17 protein-coding genes are annotated in these 17,237 nt (G+C 74.9%); 8 read left to right on the top strand and 9 right to left on the bottom strand.

The genetic code is table 11. The annotated features are described in order from the left end of the window. Nucleotides 1-20: 20 nt before the first annotated feature. Nucleotides 21-1,388 carry a neutral zinc metallopeptidase gene (locus LQ327_RS26765; RefSeq protein WP_230738870.1) on the top strand — a complete coding sequence of 456 codons (1,368 nt, stop codon included), beginning with the start codon at nt 21-23 and terminating at the stop codon, nt 1,386-1,388. On the opposite strand, the gene LQ327_RS26760 is transcribed toward LQ327_RS26765, so the two are convergent. Next, nucleotides 1,354-2,022, bottom strand: a complete 669-nt coding sequence (locus LQ327_RS26760; protein ID WP_230738869.1) for a TetR/AcrR family transcriptional regulator — start codon at nt 2,020-2,022, stop codon at nt 1,354-1,356. The genes LQ327_RS26765 and LQ327_RS26760 overlap by 35 nt on opposite strands. A 97-nt stretch (nt 2,023-2,119) precedes the next feature. On the opposite strand from LQ327_RS26760, the gene LQ327_RS26755 reads away from it, so the two are divergent. Next, entirely contained in the window at nt 2,120-3,154 is a 1,035-nt protein-coding gene (locus LQ327_RS26755; RefSeq protein ID WP_230738868.1) for a hypothetical protein, read from the top strand. On the opposite strand, the gene LQ327_RS26750 is transcribed toward LQ327_RS26755, so the two are convergent. Together LQ327_RS26750 and LQ327_RS26745 are read right to left on the bottom strand one after the other, a co-directional pair. Continuing rightward, nucleotides 3,151-4,131 carry a tetratricopeptide repeat protein gene (locus LQ327_RS26750; protein WP_230739258.1) on the bottom strand — a complete coding sequence of 327 codons (981 nt, stop codon included), beginning with the start codon at nt 4,129-4,131 and terminating at the stop codon, nt 3,151-3,153. The two genes, LQ327_RS26755 and LQ327_RS26750, sit on opposite strands and share 4 nt — an antisense overlap. 111 nt (nt 4,132-4,242) lie before the next feature. After that, a complete protein-coding gene (locus LQ327_RS26745) occupies nt 4,243-4,560 on the bottom strand; it encodes an MTH1187 family thiamine-binding protein (RefSeq protein ID WP_230738867.1) in 318 nt (105 codons plus the stop codon). Between the two features lie 41 nt (nt 4,561-4,601). Here LQ327_RS26745 and LQ327_RS26740 point away from each other — a divergent pair, with 41 nt between their 5' ends. Then, nucleotides 4,602-5,105: a MarR family winged helix-turn-helix transcriptional regulator gene (locus tag LQ327_RS26740; protein ID WP_230738866.1), complete on the top strand. Its 504-nt coding sequence runs from the start codon at nt 4,602-4,604 to the stop codon at nt 5,103-5,105. Nucleotides 5,106-5,140: 35 nt separating this feature from the next. Here LQ327_RS26740 and cydC read toward each other — a convergent pair whose 3' ends face one another. Genes cydC through LQ327_RS26725 form a run of 3 tightly spaced genes read right to left on the bottom strand, consistent with a single transcriptional unit; the run spans nt 5,141 to nt 10,861 of the window. Then, nucleotides 5,141-8,383 carry a thiol reductant ABC exporter subunit CydC gene (gene cydC, locus LQ327_RS26735; RefSeq protein WP_230738865.1) on the bottom strand — a complete coding sequence of 1,081 codons (3,243 nt, stop codon included), beginning with the start codon at nt 8,381-8,383 and terminating at the stop codon, nt 5,141-5,143. Continuing rightward, entirely contained in the window at nt 8,380-9,366 is a 987-nt protein-coding gene (cydB, locus tag LQ327_RS26730) for a cytochrome d ubiquinol oxidase subunit II (RefSeq protein WP_230738864.1), read from the bottom strand. The genes cydC and cydB overlap by 4 nt, the downstream gene beginning before the upstream one ends. Before the next feature lie 13 nt (nt 9,367-9,379). Next, nucleotides 9,380-10,861, bottom strand: coding sequence for a cytochrome ubiquinol oxidase subunit I (locus LQ327_RS26725; protein WP_230738863.1), 1,482 nt, complete (start codon nt 10,859-10,861; stop codon nt 9,380-9,382). Between the two features lie 112 nt (nt 10,862-10,973). Between LQ327_RS26725 and LQ327_RS26720 the strand changes: the two genes are divergently transcribed. Further along, on the top strand, nt 10,974-11,348 hold the full coding sequence (locus LQ327_RS26720; RefSeq protein WP_308286384.1) for a BlaI/MecI/CopY family transcriptional regulator: 375 nt from the start codon (nt 10,974-10,976) through the stop codon (nt 11,346-11,348). 32 nt (nt 11,349-11,380) lie between these two features. After that, nucleotides 11,381-12,307, top strand: coding sequence for a M56 family metallopeptidase (locus tag LQ327_RS26715; protein WP_230738862.1), 927 nt, complete (start codon nt 11,381-11,383; stop codon nt 12,305-12,307). A gap of 24 nt (nt 12,308-12,331) precedes the next feature. On the opposite strand, the gene LQ327_RS26710 is transcribed toward LQ327_RS26715, so the two are convergent. Then, nucleotides 12,332-12,481 (bottom strand): hypothetical protein, encoded by a 150-nt coding sequence (locus LQ327_RS26710; protein WP_230738861.1) that lies wholly within the window; start codon nt 12,479-12,481, stop codon nt 12,332-12,334. 73 nt (nt 12,482-12,554) lie between these two features. After that, nucleotides 12,555-13,526, bottom strand: a complete 972-nt coding sequence (gene meaB, locus LQ327_RS26705; RefSeq protein ID WP_230738860.1) for a methylmalonyl Co-A mutase-associated GTPase MeaB — start codon at nt 13,524-13,526, stop codon at nt 12,555-12,557. Nucleotides 13,527-13,649: 123 nt separating this feature from the next. On the opposite strand from meaB, the gene mce reads away from it, so the two are divergent. The 3 genes from mce to LQ327_RS26690 all read left to right on the top strand — a co-directional run bounded on the left by mce (nt 13,650) and on the right by LQ327_RS26690 (nt 16,890). Further along, complete coding sequence (mce, locus tag LQ327_RS26700; protein ID WP_230738859.1) at nt 13,650-14,102, top strand: methylmalonyl-CoA epimerase; 453 nt, start codon at nt 13,650-13,652, stop codon at nt 14,100-14,102. 81 nt (nt 14,103-14,183) lie between these two features. Further along, the gene (gene ccrA, locus LQ327_RS26695; RefSeq protein WP_230738858.1) at nt 14,184-15,515 is read left to right on the top strand and encodes a crotonyl-CoA carboxylase/reductase; all 1,332 of its coding nucleotides are present in this window, start codon (nt 14,184-14,186) and stop codon (nt 15,513-15,515) included. A 223-nt stretch (nt 15,516-15,738) separates the two neighbouring features. Beyond that, nucleotides 15,739-16,890 carry a DivIVA domain-containing protein gene (locus LQ327_RS26690; protein ID WP_230738857.1) on the top strand — a complete coding sequence of 384 codons (1,152 nt, stop codon included), beginning with the start codon at nt 15,739-15,741 and terminating at the stop codon, nt 16,888-16,890. Between the two features lie 7 nt (nt 16,891-16,897). Here the strand turns inward: LQ327_RS26690 and LQ327_RS26685 are convergent, their stop codons facing one another. Further along, nucleotides 16,898-17,158 (bottom strand): Rv1322 family protein, encoded by a 261-nt coding sequence (locus tag LQ327_RS26685; protein ID WP_230738856.1) that lies wholly within the window; start codon nt 17,156-17,158, stop codon nt 16,898-16,900. Nucleotides 17,159-17,237 lie beyond the last annotated feature (79 nt).

Here is a 17,237-nt window from a genome sequence, read left to right as displayed (position 1 = left end):
CGGTCCACCACACTGAGCGGGTGCGGAGGAGATCCGGGGCGGTCCTGCTGGCGGCGGTGTGCGCTGCCGTCGCGCTGCTCGGCTCCGGGTGCGCCGCGGCGGTCGACGGGCAGGCCTTCGCGTCCGGGACGGTGACCGCGGGCGTCGACCCGGGATTCGTCAAGGGCAGCGACGGCAGCGACGACGACCGGCTGGCGGCGGCGGTCCTGCACGACCTCGAGGGCTGGTGGGGCGGACAGTTCCCGAAGCTCGCGAACGGCGCGAAGTTCACGCCGTTGAAGGGCTACTTCTCGGTCGATTCCTCGCGCGACGGTCCCGGGCCGCCGTGCACCGACGCCGCCTCCGAGGTGGAGGGCAACGCGTTCTACTGCCCGAACGCGGACATCATCGCCTACGACCGCGCGGCCCTGCTGCCGGTGCTGCGCCAGAAGTTCGGGGACTCCGCCGTCGTCGTGGTCATCGCGCACGAGTTCGGCCACGCGGTCCAGCAGCGCCTCGAGAGCTCCTCCCCGACGGCGGCCGGGCTGAGCTCCGGGGCGCCGACGATCCTCTCCGAGGGGCAGGCCGACTGCTACGCCGGCGGCTTCCTGCGCGCCGTGCACGACGGCGCCACCCCCGACCTCCGCACCGGGGACCGCGGCATCGACGCCGCGATGAGTGCGCTGATCACCTTCCGGGACCCGGTCGGGACGGACGCCGGGGACGACCGCGCGCACGGGAACGCGTTCGACCGCGTCTCCTCGTTCCAGGACGGCTACGACGGCGGGCCGTCGGCCTGTGCGGGCATGACACTGCAGAACCGCACCTTCACCCAGCAGTCGTTCGCGACCCTCTCCGACGCCCAGAGCGGCGGGAACCTGCCGCTGCCCGACCTGCTGCGGTCCATGGGCACCGACCTCGACCGCTATTTCGGCGGGCTCGTCCGCCAGCGCGGCAGGCAGTGGACCCCGCCGACGATCCGGGAGGGCCAGACCGGCTGCGGCCCGGACGCGGTCGACCTCTGCGCGGGCACCCCCGCGACGCTGGCCGTCGACGACCGGGCGCTCGCGCGAATCCACGACGGCATCGGTGACTACGCCAGCGGCACGGTGCTCGCGTCCCGGTACGCGATGGCCGCGCTGGCCGCGCTGGGCCGGCCGACGACGGGCGCCCAGGCCGGCAGCACCGCGCTGTGCCTGGCGGGCGCCTACACCGGTGACGTCGGGAAGCCCGGCGCCGACTTCAGCCTCTCCCCCGGCGACCTCGACGAGGCCGTCGGCGTCCTGCAGCGCGACGACTCCGCCGCCCGCGGCACCGACGGCGTCTCCGCCGCGGGCGGCGCCTACGCCCGGATCGCCGACTTCCGCCAGGGCGTCAGCGCGGGCGCCGGTCGCTGCCTGGGGAACTGACCCCGTCGTCGGACTCCGGCCCGTCGCGGCGGGTGGCGAGGTCGAAGGTCTCGACGAGCTCCTCGGCGTAGGCGGCGAGGTCGAGATCGGGGCGGGTCTCGATCAGGAACGGCAGCCCGTCGACCGACCGCTGGATGACCGAGGCCATGACGAACGGGTCGAAGGCCCGGAACCGGCCGACCTCCTGGCCCCGCCGCAGGATGTCCTCCACCGCGCCGATCGTCTGCTCGTCCGCGGCCGGCCGGAAGGTGCGGCTCTCCCCCGCCTCGTCGCGGAAGCCGACGAAGATGCGCGTCATCGCCTGCATCTCGACCCGGTGCTCACCGACGAACCCGACGACGGCCCGCACGTACGCGGCCAGCTCGACGCGGGGATCCTCGGCCTCGGCCAGGCGCGCCGTGAGATGCGCGTCGAGCTCGCCGTACACCTGGTCGACCGTCGCGGACATCAGCGCGTCGCGGCCGGCGAAGTGGTACGAGATCAGCCGGGTGCTGCTCAGCCCGCTGCGCTCCGCGATCTTCGCGAACGACGCCGACCGGTAGCCCAGCGCGGCGACCGTCTCGATGGTCGCGGCGACGATCTCGCGACGGCGGGCCTCGGGCGAGAGCCGTCGCCTGCCCCCCGTGTCAGCCACGACCCGGGTTTCTACCCGATCGGGCACCGCCGGTCGTCGCCGCGGCGCGGTGCGCTACGGTGGTCTTGTTACTTACACAAGTAATAAGGGAGGGTGCATGACCACGACGACGGAACCCGTCGACCGCCGCGTGCGGACCGTCACGGACCGGCGGGCCGCCTGGACGCTGGTCGCGCTCGCCCCGTTGTCCGCCGAGGCGACCTTCAGCGGCATCTCGACCCCCTTCATCTGGCTCGGGCTCCTGCTGCTCGTGCCGATGTACGGCGGCGGGGCGCTGCTGGTGCGCGAGCTCGCCCGCCGCAGCGGAACCGGATGGCCCGGGATGCTCGTCCTCGGGCTGGCCTACGAGCTGGCGGAGGACGGGATCGGGCTGCAGGACCTCACGAGCACCCACCTCTACACGGCGGCGGACTGGGGGCCGCGGGTGCTCGGCCTGAACACGACCTTCTGGGAGGCCCAGCTCGGGTACCACCTGGTGTTCACGGTGCTGATCCCGATCGCGCTCACCGAGATGATGTTCCGGGAGCACGGACCGCGGCCCTATCACCACCGGCGCGGCCTCGTCGTCACGGCGGGCGTCTTCGTCGTGGGGGTGGCGCTGGTCCGGGCCTTCCCGGCCTCCCAGGATCCCGGGTACCACCTGCCCTGGTCCGCGCTCGTCGGCTTCCTGGCCGCGATCGCCGTGCTGGCCACCCTGGCGCTGGCGGTGCTGCCACGACTCGGGCCCGTGCGTCCGTCGCCGGTCGTGAGCCCACCCGGCCCGCGCACGGCCGCCCTGGTCTCCGGCGTGACCACCCTGGTGTTCCTCGGGCTCATCTGGCCGCTGGGCCCGGACTCCGGGCACCCCGCGGTGGGCAGCGGCGCCTGGGTCTGGATCCCGATGGTCGCCGCACTCGGGGTCGCCGTCGCCGTCGGGTGGCGGGTGGCCCGCTGGTGCGCGACCGACGGGTTCGACGACCACCACCGCATCTGGCTCATCGGCGGCGCCCTCGTCGCCCACACCGTGAACGCCGCGGCGAGCGGCATCGTCGGGGGATCCGCGGCCCTGTCCACGGCGATCGCGGCGGTCGTGCTGGCCGCGACCGTCCTGGCGCTGCGGCGGCTGGACCGCCACGTGGCCCGAGGCGCCTAGTAGAGCGCCCGGGCGAGGGCCCGCCGCGACGCGGTGACCCGCGGGTCGTCGGCCGCGAACAGCTCGAACAGCCCGACGAGGTGCTCCCGGGCGGCGTCCCGGTCGTCGCCGGCGGTCCGCTGGACGGTCTTCACCAGCCGGTCGAACGCGGCCTCGACCTGACCCGCGGCCAGCTCGGCGTCGGCGGCCGCCTTCTGGGCCTCGACGTCGTCGGGGGCGGCGTCGGCCCGCGTCACCGCGGACGGGTCGGCCTGCTCGGCGCGGGACATGAACCGGACCTGCGCGAGCGCGGCCTGGGCCTCGGTGTTCGCGGGCTCCTCGGCGAGGATGTTCTCGTAGGCGAACACCGCCGCGTCGTAGTCGCCGCGCTCGAGGGCGTCCTCGGCGGCGGTGAACCGGGGGTCCTCCGGCTCGGGCGCGGGCTCGGCCGGCTCGCCCCCGCCGTCCTGGCCGGCGCGGGCCTCCGCCTCGGCGATGGCGGGCATCCGCTCGCGCAGCGCGTCGAGGATCTGGCCGATCCAGGAGCGCAGCTCGGGCTCGGGCTGCACCCCGTTGAACGAGGTGACCGGCTGCTGCGCGACCACGACGTACACCGTCGGGATCGACTGCACCTGGAACATCTGCGCGATGCGCGGATTCGCGTCGACGTCGACCGTCGCGAGGATCCACGCGCCGCCGCCCTCGGCCGCGAGCTTCTCCAGCGTCGGCGAGAGCTGCTTGCACGGCTGGCACCACTCGGCCCACAGGTCGACGACGACCGGCACCGTCATCGACCGCTCGAGGACCTCGGTCTGGAAGTTGTCCTCGGTGACCTCGATGACGTGCCCGCCGGCGGGCGGGGGCGCCCCTTCGACGACGGGTGCGCCGTCACCGCCCGCGGGCGGCGCCGCGGCGCCGCCGGGGGCCGCGCCGCGCGGGGCGGAACCGCGCTGTTCGGCGCGGGCCTTGAGCCCGGAGAGGTCGACGGCCCCGGCCATCGAGGAGGACATGGCGGCCGCCTGCGCGGCCTGCTGGCGGGGATCGGGTCGTGCCACGTGCCCAATCCTGCCAGGAGGTGCAGCGCAGCGCGTCAGGCCAGGTGCAGGGCCTCAGCCGAGGTGCTGCTCGACCCGCGCCACCTTTGCCGACAGCTGCCCGGTCCACCCGGGCCGGATGTCGGCCTTGAGCACCAGCGAGACGCGCGAGCCGTACCGGCCGACCGCCTCGGTGGCCCGCTTGACCACGTCCATCACCTCGTCCCACTCGCCCTCGATCGAGGTGAACATCGAGGACGTCTCGTGCGGGAGCCCGGACTCGCGGACCACGCGCACCGCGGCCGCGACGGCTTCGCTGACCGAGTCCGACACGGCTCCGTCCGGCGCGTCCGGTGCGGGGCCGGACGGCGCGACGCTGAAGGCGACGATCATCGTCCCAGCCTGCCACCGCTCACTGCTAGATTCCGCCCCTGATGGCCACGTCCGATCCCCTGCCGTTCGACCCGATCGAGCGGGCCGCACAGATCTGGTCGAGGCGGATCGGCGAGTCGGCCCCGATGGCCGCCGTGACCGGCGTGTTCCGGGTCCAGCAGATCCTCCAGCAGGCCGTCGACGCGGCCCTGCGCCCCCACGAGCTGACCTTCGCCCGCTACGAGGCGCTCGTGCTGCTGCGCTTCTCCAAGACGGGCGCGCTGCCGATGAGCCTCATGGGCCAGCGGCTCCAGCTGCACCCGACGTCGATCACCAACATCGTCGACCGCCTCGAGGGCGCCGAGCTGGTCCGCCGGCAGCCGCACCCGACCGACAAGCGCACCACCCTCGTCGAGATCACCGAGGCGGGCCGGCGCCGCGGCGAGGAGGCGACCGGGTCCGTGATGGAGATCGGGTTCGGGCTCGTCGGGCTCTCCGAGGACGAGGTGACGTCGCTGACGGCGCTGCTCGCGAAGGTCCGGCAGGCCGCGGGCGACTTCACCTGACGGAACCGGCCGAACTCCCCGCCCGAGGGGAACCCTCAGCCCGCTAGAGCGACCGAGGGTTCCCCTCGTGCGGGCGAGAACAGCCGACCGTCGGCGAGCTCGAGCACCGAGTCCATCCGGTCCAGCCCCTCGGGCCGGTGGGTCAGCAGCAGCACCGTCGCGGGGGTGTCGAGCAGGTCGGCCATCAGCGCCTCGGCGGTCTCGGTGTCGAGGCCCTCGGTGGGCTCGTCGAGCACGACGACGGCCGGGGCAGCGAGCACGACGCGTGCCGCGGCCAGCCGGCGCCGCTCACCCCCGGAGATGCTGTCCGGGCCGACGACGGTGTCCAGCCCCTCCTCGAGCCCGTCGACCCAGCCGCCCAGCCGGACCCGGCGCAGCGCGGCGAGCAGCCGGTCGTCGTCGGCGTCGGGTGCGGCGAGCAGCAGGTTCGCGCGGACGCTCGCGGTGAAGACGTGGTCGGCGTCGCCGAGCAGGCCGACGCGGCGGCGGACGTCGTCGCCGGCCAGCTCGTCCAGCGGCACCCCGCCGAGGATGACGGTGCCCGCCGTCGGGTCCAGCAGGCGCAGCAGCACCGCCGCGAGCGTCGACTTGCCCGACCCGGACGCCCCCGTCACCGCGACGCGTGCCCCGGCCGGCAGGTCGAGGTCGACCCCGCGCAGCGCGGTGGTGTCCGCCCAGCCGGCCGTCAGCCCCCGGATCCGCAGGTCACTGGCTGCGGGCAGCGCGCGCGGGCGGGCCGGTTCGACGGCGGGGACGGGCGTCGCCCCGAGCGCGGTGATCCGCTGCCGCGCCTGCGCGCCCCGCACCGCCGCCCGCGCGGCACCCGGCAGCGCGAGCACCGTCCCGGCCAGCGCCGTCGGCAGCAGCACGACGATCCCGACGAGCTCGGGCGGGGCCGTGGGACCCAGGCCGATCGCCGCGAGCGCGGCCCCGAGGGTCGCGACGGCGAGGCCCAGGTGGGCGGCGCCGTCGAGCCGGCCCTCCCGGCCGGCGGCCCGACGACGGGCGGCGTCGAGCGCGGCGGCGCGGGCCCGCGGGACGGCGAGCACCTCGTCGCGGTCGCGGGCGGCGAGCTCCTCGCGCGCGGCCACCGTCTCGACGACCGCGGCGCGCAGCCGCTCCCCCGCCGCGTCGAGCGCCCGCCCGTCACGACGTGCGCCGAGCGCGGCGACCGCGGGGACCACCACCGCCGCGACCCCGAGCCCCAGGGCGAGCGCGGGCACCGTCGTCGGGACCGCCGCCCACGCGACCACCAGCACGACCGGCACGACGACCGCGGCCACCAGCAGCGGCTGCCGCCCGCGGACCAGGCCGTCGAGCCGAGTGTCGACGTCCTCGACCGCCCGCGCGAGCAGCTCGCCGCGCCGGCCCGCGACCGCGCCGGGGACCCGGTCGACGAGCACGGCCACCAGGGCGCGGCGCCAGCCCGCGACCCGGGCGAGCGCGCCGTCGTGCACCACGAGCCGTTCGAGGTGGCGCAGCAGCGGACGCAGCACCGCCGCGGCGCGCACGAGCACGACCGCGATCGACAGCGTGAGCACCGGCGGGCGGGCGTCGGCGCGCACGATCAACCACGTCGACGCCGCGGTGAGCAGCAGCCCGGCCAGCACCGCCGCGGCACCCAGGGCGACCCCGGCGGCCGTCGTCCCCCGGCGTTCCGCCCTGTGCGGCGCCGGCTCCGAACCCTGCCGATCCCGCGGCGCTCGGGCGTGCCCCGCGGCCGCCTCGGCGGGTGGGCGCTCGAGCGTGACCACCCGGTCCGCGGCGGCCAGCGCGGCCGGCCGGTGCGCCACGAGCAGGACCGCGGCGCCCCGCCCGGCCGCGGCCCGCAGGAGGTCGAGGACCCGGGCCTCGATGGCGGGATCGAGGTGGGCGGTCGGCTCGTCGAGGAGCACGGTGGCGTGCGGGGTGGCTTCGAGAGCGAGCAGCACCCGGGCCAGCGCCAGCCGTTCGCGCTGGCCCGCGGAGAGCGAGGTGCCCTCGTCGGCGAGGGGGTCGTCCGGGTCGAGCGGCAGGTCGAGCGCACCCAGGACGGCGAGCATCCTGACGCGGGGGACGTCGCCGAGGGCCTCGCCCACGGTCCGGGCGTGCGGCAGCGTCGGGCGCTGCGGGAGCAGGAACAGCGGGTCCCCGACGACGGCGGTGCCCGCGTCGGCGCGGACGGCGCCGGAGAGGACCCGCAGCAGCGTGGTCTTGCCCGCACCGGACTCGCCGGCGAGCGCGACCAGCTCGCCGGGCGCGACGTCGAGGCGGTCCAGGCGCAGCGCATCGGCGCGCCGCCCGGGGTAGCGGACGCGCAGGTTCGAGGCGCGAGCGCCATGTGAACGAATGTGGTCGTCGGAGCGACCGAATCCGTTCACATGGGCGGCGGCCACGCCGGCCTTGGCCGTGTCGTGGAACCGCGCGCCCACCTCACGGATGGGTCGGAAGGCCTCCGGCGCCAGCAGGATCGCGACGAGCGCGGGCCCGAGCCCCAGCGACCCGTCCACCACCCGCAGCCCGGCCGACACCGCGACCAGCCCGACCGACACCGTCGCGACCAGGTCCAGCGCGGTCGTCGACAGGAACGCCGTGCGCAGCACCGAGCCGGTCGCGCGCCGGTGCGCCTCCCCGAGCCGCGCCACCTCGTCGACCTGACGACGGGCGCGCCCGAACACCCGCAGCGTCGCGAGCCCGGTGACGACGTCGAGCACGTGGCCGGCCAGCCGCTCCCCGGCCGCCCACTGCCGGGCCGCGCGCGCCCGGGTCGCCCACCCGACCAGCGCCGCGAAGACCGGCAGCAGCGGCAGGGTCAGGGCGACGACGAGCGCCGACGGCGGGTCGACGACGACCAGCGCCACCAGCACCACCGGCGGCAGCACCACCGCGAGCACCACCGCCGGGAGGTAGGCGGTGAACCAGGCGCGCAGGTCGTCGATCCCGCCCGACGCCAGCTCGCGGCGCATCCGGCCGCCCGGGTCGCGGCGCTCGGCGTCCGGGTCCCGCGCGTCGAGCAGGTTCTCGCGCAACGGTTCGACGACGCGACCCGCGGTGCCGGCCGCCACGCGCGGCGTCACCGTCGCGACGAACGCCCGCACGACGAGGGCCGCGGCCAGCGCCACGAGCGGGGTCGTCGTGCTCGCCCCGCCCCCGACGAGCGCCGCGACCAGCAGCCCCGCGGCCACCAGCGCCGTCGCGTCCGCGAGCGCGCCGAGGCCGCCCAGCACGACCTGCGCCGCCACCCCGGGCAGCGCCGGGCGCGCGAGGCGGAGCAGGCGACGATCCACCGGGCCGGTCACGCCGACACCTCGCGCCCGCTCGCCACCCGGCGCCGGAACACCCAGTACGAGAAGGCCTGATAGGCGAGCACCCCGGGCAGGATGATCACCGCGCCGATCGTGATGACCTGCAGCGCCTCGGGCGAGGCCGCCGCGCCCGCGATGGTCAGCGACAAGGCCGGGTCCAGCGTCGAGGGCAGCACCACCGGGGCGTGGGCGACGAACGCGGCGACCACCCCGCCGAGCACCGCCAGCGAGGCCGCCGCGAACGCCGTCGCCTCCCAGCGGCGCACCCCGGCGATCCCGGCCACCAGGGCGAGCACCGCGACGATCCCCGCCACCGGCGCCGCCACCCCGGCCAGGATCCCGACGACGACGGCCGCCACCCCCGCCGTCGTGACCGCGACCCGGCGGGCCCGGACACGCACCGGACCCGTCGTGCGCAGCCCGAGGAAGGCCGCGCCCTGCAGCAGCGTGGCGAGCACCCCGAGCACGGCGCCGGTCAGCGCGGGCCACGAGGCCAGCGGAGCCAGCGAGCGGGCCGGGCCGGCGCCGGCGACGGCCCCGCCCGGGCCGAGCGCGAGACCCGTCGTCGCCACCCCGAGGGCCGCGCCGAACCCGGCCGCGCACACCAGCGACGAGACGCCGAGCGCGACGTCGCAGCGGTGCCGCCAGCGGGCGGTGTCGACCTTCCCGCGGAACTCCAGCGCGACCCCGCGCGCGGCGAGAGCGAGCAGCACGATCACCAACGGCAGGTAGAGCCCGGAGAGCAGGGCCGCGTACCAGTCGGGGAAGGCCGCGAACGTCACGCCGATCGCGGCGACGAGCCACACCTCGTTGCCGTCCCAGACGGGTCCGACGGTGCGGACCGCGGCGCCGCGCTCGTGCTCGTCGCGCCCGACGATCCCGGCGAGCATCCCGACGCCGAAGTCGAACCCCTCGAGCACGGCGAACAGCACCCAGCACAGCACCACGAGGGCGAACCAGAGCATCGCGAGATCCATGACCGGCCTCCTGTCAGTAGCTCGGCTCGAGCACCGGGTCGGGCTCGTCCGACGGTTCCGGGTGCAGGTCGGCGAGTTCGCCGCGGGAGACGTGCAGCACGAGGCGCACCCAGACGACCGCGAGCACCCCGTAGACCAGCGCGAACCCGGCGAGCGAGGCCCAGAGCTCGATCGGGGTCAGCGTCGGCGAGACGCCGTCGGTGGTGCGGAAGAGCCCGAAGACGAGCCACGGCTGGCGGGCGGTCTCGGTGAACAGCCAGCCGAACGTCGCGGCGGCCGCCGGCAGCGCCGGGATCACCGGCAGGAGGCGCATCAGCCACCGGTCGGCGAACGGGAACCAGCCCCGCCCGGCCGGCTCGAGGTCCCGGCCCCGCCGCGTGCGCCAGAGGACCCAGGCCGCGACCGCGGTCGCGAGCACCCCGAACCCGATCATCAGACGGAACGTCCAGTAGGCGACCGGGATCCAGGGCGTGTAGTTGCCGGCGCCGAACTGCGTCGCGTACTGCGCCTGCAGGTCGTCGATGCCCTGCACGGTGGCCGTGGGGTCGCCGGTGGCCAGGAAGCTCAGCAGCCAGGGGACGTCGATCGACCAGGGCTGCGCCTGGCCGGGCAACTGGACGGCGAACAGCGAGAACGGCGCGTGGGCGGTCGTCTCGTACAGCGCCTCGGCCGCGGCCATCTTCATCGGCTGGACCTCGGTCATCACCTTGCCGAGGAGGTCGCCGGTGAGGGCGACGGCGACGCCCCCGGCCAGCGTCGTCCAGGCGCCGACGCGGGCGAGGAGCCGCCAGGTGGGTGCCTCGTCCGATGTCAGCGATGCGGCGTCACTGACGTTGAGCGTCAGCGATGCCGCATCGCTGACAACCCGGCGGGGCCACCGCCGCCACACCCCGAGCGCCAGCAGCAGCGCCCCGCCGGCCATGAACGCCCCGGCGATGGTGTGCGGGAACGCCGCGAGCACGACCTCGTTGCTCATCAGCGCGCCGAAGCTGCCCAGCCGCGCCCGACCCGTCGTCGGGTCCAGGGCCACGCCGACCGGGTGCTGCATGAACGCGTTGGCCGCGAGGATCACGTACGCCGAGAGCAGCGTCCCGACCGCGACCACCCAGATCGTCGCCAGGTGCAGCGCCGGCCGCAGCCGGTCCCGCCCGAACCACCACAGGCCGAGGAAGGTCGCCTCGAGGAAGAACGCGAGCATCCCCTCGATCGCGAGCGTCGGCCCGAACACGTCGCCGTAGTACTGCGCGAACGCCGACCACGAGAGTCCGAACTGGAACTCCTGGACGAGCCCCGTCACCACCCCGACGGCGAACGTCGCCATGAGCAGCTTCCCGACGAGCATCGTGGCCCGCCCGAAGCGCGGGTCCCGGGTCCGCCAGTACGCCGTCTGCAGGCCCGCCGTCAGCGCCGAGAGCGAGATCGACAGGGGGACGAACAGATAGTGGTAGACGGTGACGACGGCGAACTGCAGTCGTGAGAGCTCCAGTGCGGTCACGACGCGACTCCCTTCGCGCTGGGAGGTTCCTACGACGTTTCGTAGTACCTACGACGAAGGGTAGTACGACGTGAGTCGTTGACACACCGTGTCGCTGGGTACACTCACGTGCGTGGCCCTGGGAGAGCTCGAACGCGCGGTCATGGCACAGCTGTGGTCGGCGGACGGGCCGCTCACCGTGCGGGACGTCCACGATCGACTGGAACGCGAGCTCGCCTACACCACCGTGATGACGGTGCTGGGCCGCCTGGCGAAGAAGGGCCTGGTCCGGCAGGAGCGCGACGGGAAGGCGTACCGCTACGCCGCCGCCTCCAGCCGCGAGCAGATGGCCGCCGAAGTCATGATCGACGCGCTCGGGGACGTCGGCGAGGACCGCACCGCCGCCCTCGTGGCGTTCGTCGACCGCGTCGGGCCCGAGGAGGCCGACGCCCTGCGCCGGGCCCTGGACACCCCGCCGCAGGGAATGCCGCGATCACCCGAGTCGTGAGAAGGGCCACCAGCGGGCCACACTGACCTGTCATGGCGTCGGTGTGGTTGACGGGGCTGGCCCTCGTACTCGCCGGGCCCGTGCCTGCCCTGCTCGCGCGCGCCCGGTGGCCGCGTGCCGTCCCGCGCGCGGCGATCGTGCTCTGGCAGGCCGTCGCGGCGGCCGCCGTGCTCGCCGCTGTCGGCAGCGCCCTCGCCGCTCCCGAGGCCCTGCTGCGCGTCCTCACCCACCCCCGGGAGCGCACCGGGTTCCCGCTGCTCATCGCCGTCGGGGTCGCCGCGGTGCTCGCGGGGCTCATCGTGGTGCGCCTGTTCGGGGTGCTCGTCCTGCTCGCCGTCCGGACCCGGATGCGCCGCGCCCGCCACCGCGACATGGTCGACCTGCTCGCGCGCGCGGAGCAGAACGACGCGGTCGGCTCGCTGCGGGCCGGGACCGTGCTGCGCGTGCTGGACGGCGCCGTGCCCTTCGCCTACTGCGTGCCGGGCCGGGTCGGGCGGGAGGGCCGCGTCGTCGTCACCGGCGCGACCCTGGACACGCTCGGCCCGGACGAGCTCAGCGCCGTCATCGCCCACGAGCAGGCCCACCTCGACGCTCGCCACGACCTGGTGCGCGAGGGCTTCACCGCGCTGCACAAGGCATTCCCGGTGGTTGCCCGCAGCCGCGAGGCCCGCGACGCGGTGGCACTGCTGCTCGAGATGCTCGCCGACGACGCCGGGCGGCGCCGCCACGGCGACGACGCCATGGCCGGCGCGCTCGACGCCTTCGCCTCCCGGGGGGGCGAAGGCACCGAGCACGACGACGTCCTGCTGCGTCGCGACCGCATCCGCGCCCACGTGCAGGGCGGGCGCGCGCTGTCGGTCGGGATCTACCTCGCCGCGGTGGCCCTCGTCGTCGTCCCCACCATCACCATCGTCATCCCCTGGCTCACCGACGCCCTCCAGGGGCTGCGCCCGCTCTGACCGGGTCCGGGCGACCGCGACCGTTCACAGCGGCTTGTCCCCCGGCCAGTCCCGCATCGCCCCGCCGTCGCGCCCACGGTGCGCGCCGCGCCGACAGCGCCGCCCCCGGACCCGGCCCGCGAGCCCCACCGTCTGCAGGAGCGCCAGCGCCCCGACCACCCACCAGCACAGCATCGTCGACTCCCCTCACCTGGGGTCGACTTTAACCACTCACCAGTCGTCATCCGCGTCAACGACACACGGTGAGTCAACCGTCGTCCACCGCCGCCTCCCGCAGCCGGTCCGCCGCCGCGAACGGGTCCAGCTCGCCCCCGGCGACCTCCCCGGCGAGCGCGTCCAGCGCCGCGGACCCCGACACCGCCCGCAGCTGCGCCCGCAGGTCGGCCAGCGCGATCGCCTCGATCTCGGCGCGCGCCCGACGACGCCTGCCCTCGTCGCCGCGCCCGTGCTCCACCATCCAGGCGCGGTGTGCGTCGACGGCGGCCATCAGCTCGTCGACGCCCTGCCCCGCCGACGCGACCGTCCGCACCACCGGGGTGCGCCACCCCGGACCGCTCTCGCGACGGGCCATGGACATCGCGTTCTGGAGCTCGCGCACCGTGGCGTCGGCCCCCTCGCGGTCGGCCTTGTTGACGCAGAAGACGTCGGCGATCTCCAGCACGCCCGCCTTGGCCGCCTGGATGCCGTCGCCCATGCCCGGCGCGAGGAGCACGACGGTGGTGTCCGCCAGCGCCACGACCTCGACCTCGGACTGCCCGACCCCCACGGTCTCCACCAGCACGACGTCGCACCCGGCCGCGTCGAGCACCCGCAACGCCTGCGGCGCGGCCGCCGCGAGCCCGCCGAGGTGCCCGCGGGTGGCCATGGACCGGATGAACACGCCGGGGTCGGTGGCGTGCTCGCTCATCCGGACGCGGTCACCGAGCAGCGCGCCGCCGGAGAAGGGCGAACTGGGGTCGACGGCGAGCACGCCCACCCGCCGGTCGTCCGCGCGGAGCGCCGAGACCAGCGCCGACGTCGTCGTCGACTTCCCGACCCCCGGCGAGCCGGTGAGCCCGACGACGACCGCGTGGCCGGTGTGGGGGGCGAGCGCGGCCGCGAGGTCGCGCACGCGCGGGCTCCCGTCCTCGACCAGGGAGATCAGCTGCGCGACGGCGCGGGCGGACCCGTCCCGGGCGCGCGTGACGAGGTCGTCGAGGTCCGAGCCAGCTGCCGCCATTCCGCCGATCCTGGCATCCCCGCCCCCTCCACCGGCCCGGTCGGAGGGGGTCACCCGATGAGAGGTCGGGGTGGCGGCCGTCACCTGCTGTACTTCTCGATTCAGTCGCTTACATTCCCAAGCATGACTGCACTGGTGGACGCGAGCGTCGGCATCGTGGCCGTTGACCACGTCGGGATCGCCGTTCCCGACCTCGATGCGGCCATCGAGTGGTACGCACAGACGCTCGGCCTCGAGGCCACGCACACGGAGACGAACGAGGACCAGGGGGTCCGCGAGGCGATGCTCCATGCGCCGGACGACGCGTCCGGGGCGGCGGTGCAGCTGCTCGCCCCGCTGAACGAGTCCTCGACCATCGCGAAGTTCATCGACCGCAACGGCCCCGGCCTCCAGCAGGTGGCCTACCGGGTCACCGACGTCGAGGCCGCGGCCAGCGCGCTGCGGGAGAAGGGCGTCCGTCTCCTATACCAGGAGGCCCGCCGCGGGACGGCCGACTCCCGGGTGAACTTCGTGCACCCGAAGGACGCCGGCGGCGTTCTGGTCGAGCTGGTCCAGCCGGCCGCGACCGCTCACTGACCCCCGTCACAGCCACCTTCTCCGCACTACCTACTCGTCGGTAGCCTGAGGGCCGACCCGACACCCCGGAGGCTTTTGACCGTGCACGAGATCCGCGACGCCATCCTCGCCGACGATCTGGGAGGCATCGGCTCCCTGAACGTCCCCGAGTCCTACCGGGGCATCACGGTCCACGCCGACGAGGCCGAGATGTTCGCCGGGATGTCCTCGAAGGAGAAGGACCCCCGCAAGTCGCTGCACCTCGACGAGGTGCCGACCCCGGAGCCTGCCGCCGGCGAGGCCATCGTGGCCGTGATGGCCAGCGCCATCAACTACAACACCGTCTGGACCTCGATCTTCGAGCCCGTCTCGACGTTCGGCTTCCTCAAGCGCTACGGACGCATCTCCGAGCTCGCCAAGCGGCACGACCTGCCGTACCACGTGGTGGGCTCGGACCTCTCCGGCGTCGTGCTCAAGGTCGGCCCGGGCGTCCAGATGTGGAAGCCGGGCGACAAGGTCGTCGCGCACTGCCTGTCGGTGGAGCTGGAGAGCCCCGACGGCCACGACGACACGATGATGGACCCGGAGCAGCGCATCTGGGGCTTCGAGACCAACTTCGGCGGCCTGGCCGACATGGCATTGGTCAAGACCAACCAGCTCATGCCCAAGCCGGACCACCTCACCTGGGAGGAGGCCGCCTCCCCGGGGCTGGTCAACTCCACCGCGTACCGCCAGCTGGTCAGCCACAACGGCGCGAACATGACTCAGGGCGACGTCGTGCTCATCTGGGGCGCCTCCGGCGGCCTGGGCTCCTACGCCACCCAGTTCGCGCTCAACGGCGGCGCCACCCCGGTCTGCGTCGTGTCCTCGCCGGAGAAGGCCGAGCTGTGCCGCAAGATGGGCGCCGAGCTGATCATCGACCGCTCCGCCGAGGGCTACAAGTTCTGGTCCGACCCCGAGACCCAGGACCCGCGGGAGTGGAAGCGGTTCGGCTCGAAGATCCGTGAGCTCACCGGCGGGGACGACCCGGACATCGTGTTCGAGCACCCGGGCCGCGAGACGTTCGGCGCGTCGGTCTACGTCGCGAAGCGCGGCGGCACGATCGTCACCTGCGCCTCGACGTCGGGCTTCATGCACCAGTACGACAACCGCTACCTGTGGATGAACCTCAAGCGGATCATCGGGTCGCACTTCGCGAACTACAAGGAGGCCTACCTGGCCAACCGCCTGGTGGCCCAGGGGAAGATCCACCCCACAGTGTCGAAGACCTACGCGCTCGAGGAGACGGGCGAGGCGGCCAACGACGTCCACCACAACAGCCACCAGGGCAAGGTCGGCGTGCTCTGCCTCGCGCCGGAGGAGGGGCTGGGCGTCACCAACCCCGAGCTGCGCGAGCGGCACCTCGCGGGCATCAACCGCTTCCGCGGCGAGTAGGTCCCCGCACCCCGTCCCGTCACGAACGGCCCGTTCGTCACCGTCGTCGGTGACGAACGGGCCGTTCGTGTGTTGCGGGGTTGCCGACGGCGGGCGTGAGCCGGGCTCGGCGGCGGGGGTGATCGGACTCACGAACCACGTGACCGGGAGCGATCGGCCCGAGGTCGGCGTGTCCGTCACCCGTCCGTGGCCGTGTCGCACACAGCCCTAGTAACCTGGGCCGATGCCGTCGGGAGAGCGTGATCTGCTGCCGCTGGGCACCGGGTTCGACGTCGTCCGCCGCGGGTACGACCGCGGCCAGGTCGAGGAGCACCTCGACCGCGTCGAGGCCGATCTGCGCATCCTCACCGCGGACCGGGACGCGGCCGTGGCGCAGGCCTCCGAGCTCGCCCGGGCCCTCGACCGGACGCGGTCCCACGTCGAGGAGCTCCGCGCGCAGATCGACCGCCTCGCGGCGCCGCCGGACTCCATGGAGGGCCTCTCCGAGCGCCTGCAGCGGATGCTGCGGCTCGCGCAGGACGAGGCGCGGGAGATGCGCTCCAGCGCCGAGCAGGCCGCCCGCCGCACCCGCGAGGAGGCCGACGAGCGGGCCCGCCGCACCGTCGAGGAGGCGAACGAGCACGCGCGCCGCACGGTGGCCGAGGCCGACGAGCACGGCCGCCGGACGATCGCCGAGGCCGACGAGCACGCCCGCGGGACGATCGCCGAGGCCGACGAGCAGGCCCGCGGCACGATCGACGAGTCGCACCGCCAGGCCCAGGAGACGCACGAGGCCGCCGAGGCCGCGGCCGCCCAGGTCCGCACCCGGTACGACTCCGGGGTCGAGGACAACGAGCGCCGCCGCGCCGAGATGGAGGCCGAGCACCACACGCAGATGGAGACCGCGCGCGCCGAGGCCGCCCGCATCCGCTCCGAGGCCGAGGCCGAGCGGCGCCACCTGGACGACGAGTCCCGGGCGCGGCGGGTGCAGATCGAGGAGGACTTCGAGATCGCGATGGCCTCCCGGCGCACGGAGTCCATGCGCGTGCTCGCCCGCAGCGAGGCCGACGCCCGCTCCCGCGCCGACACGCAGCTACGGGACGCCGCCGAGGAGTCCCGCCGCCGGCGCCAGGAGGCCGACGACGAGGTCGCCGAGACCCGCCGGCTGCGCACCCGCGTGACCAACCAGCTCGCGACGCTGCGCGAGTCCCTGGCTGAGCTGCCCGGCCTCGACGCCTTCCCCGAGGAGACGTCCGACGGGGCACGCCCGGCGCGCGCCGCGGAGCCCGACGAGCGCTACGGCGACAACGGCCACCAGAACGGCGGCCACCCCGACGACGGGTACGACCAGCCCGCCCCGCGCGGGCCCCGCAGCGCCGCCACCACGTCGTCCTGAGGGCGATTCAGCGCTGCCAGCAGCCGGTGTGCCAGTGGCGGCGCTCGTCACCGCCGCCGTCGGGACCGTCGACCGGCCACGCGACGACGTGGGACACCCCGGGTCGGATCTCCTGGTTGCAGCCCGGGCAGCGGTAGGTCTTCGCCGCCGCCGACCCGCTGATCGAGCGCACCGCCCACCGCCGACCGGCGCGCTCGACGTACGAGAGCGCACCACCGAACAGCGGACGGGGCTCCCCGCCCGCTGCTCGCCGGTTGCGTCGTGCCATGTCGCGTAGGTGCGCTCCGCGCTCGTGAGCACTAATTGACGCTATAGCGTCAATTAGTGCTCACAAGGCCGAAGGCCAC

The sequence above is a fragment of the Actinomycetospora endophytica genome (assembly GCF_021026375.1).
In the GTDB taxonomy this organism is placed as follows: domain Bacteria; phylum Actinomycetota; class Actinomycetes; order Mycobacteriales; family Pseudonocardiaceae; genus Actinomycetospora; species Actinomycetospora endophytica.
The sequence above is the reverse complement of the archived record's forward strand: the minus strand, read 5'-3'. Positions and strand labels throughout refer to the sequence as shown.

Excerpts from the sequence above, each read along its gene's own strand:
- LQ327_RS26755 (WP_230738868.1), top strand. The coding sequence starts at position 2,120 with ATGACCACGACGACGGAACCCGTCGACCGCCGCGTGCGGACCGTCACG.
- LQ327_RS26750 (WP_230739258.1), bottom strand. The coding sequence starts at position 4,131 with ATGGCCGGGGCCGTCGACCTCTCCGGGCTCAAGGCCCGCGCCGAACAG.
- LQ327_RS26745 (WP_230738867.1), bottom strand. The coding sequence starts at position 4,560 with ATGATCGTCGCCTTCAGCGTCGCGCCGTCCGGCCCCGCACCGGACGCG.
- LQ327_RS26740 (WP_230738866.1), top strand. The coding sequence starts at position 4,602 with ATGGCCACGTCCGATCCCCTGCCGTTCGACCCGATCGAGCGGGCCGCA.
- cydB (WP_230738864.1), bottom strand. The coding sequence starts at position 9,366 with ATGGATCTCGCGATGCTCTGGTTCGCCCTCGTGGTGCTGTGCTGGGTG.
- LQ327_RS26715 (WP_230738862.1), top strand. The coding sequence starts at position 11,381 with ATGGCGTCGGTGTGGTTGACGGGGCTGGCCCTCGTACTCGCCGGGCCC.
- LQ327_RS26710 (WP_230738861.1), bottom strand. The coding sequence starts at position 12,481 with ATGCTGTGCTGGTGGGTGGTCGGGGCGCTGGCGCTCCTGCAGACGGTG.
- meaB (WP_230738860.1), bottom strand. The coding sequence starts at position 13,526 with ATGGCGGCAGCTGGCTCGGACCTCGACGACCTCGTCACGCGCGCCCGG.
- mce (WP_230738859.1), top strand. The coding sequence starts at position 13,650 with ATGACTGCACTGGTGGACGCGAGCGTCGGCATCGTGGCCGTTGACCAC.
- LQ327_RS26690 (WP_230738857.1), top strand. The coding sequence starts at position 15,739 with ATGCCGTCGGGAGAGCGTGATCTGCTGCCGCTGGGCACCGGGTTCGAC.
- LQ327_RS26685 (WP_230738856.1), bottom strand. The coding sequence starts at position 17,158 with ATGGCACGACGCAACCGGCGAGCAGCGGGCGGGGAGCCCCGTCCGCTG.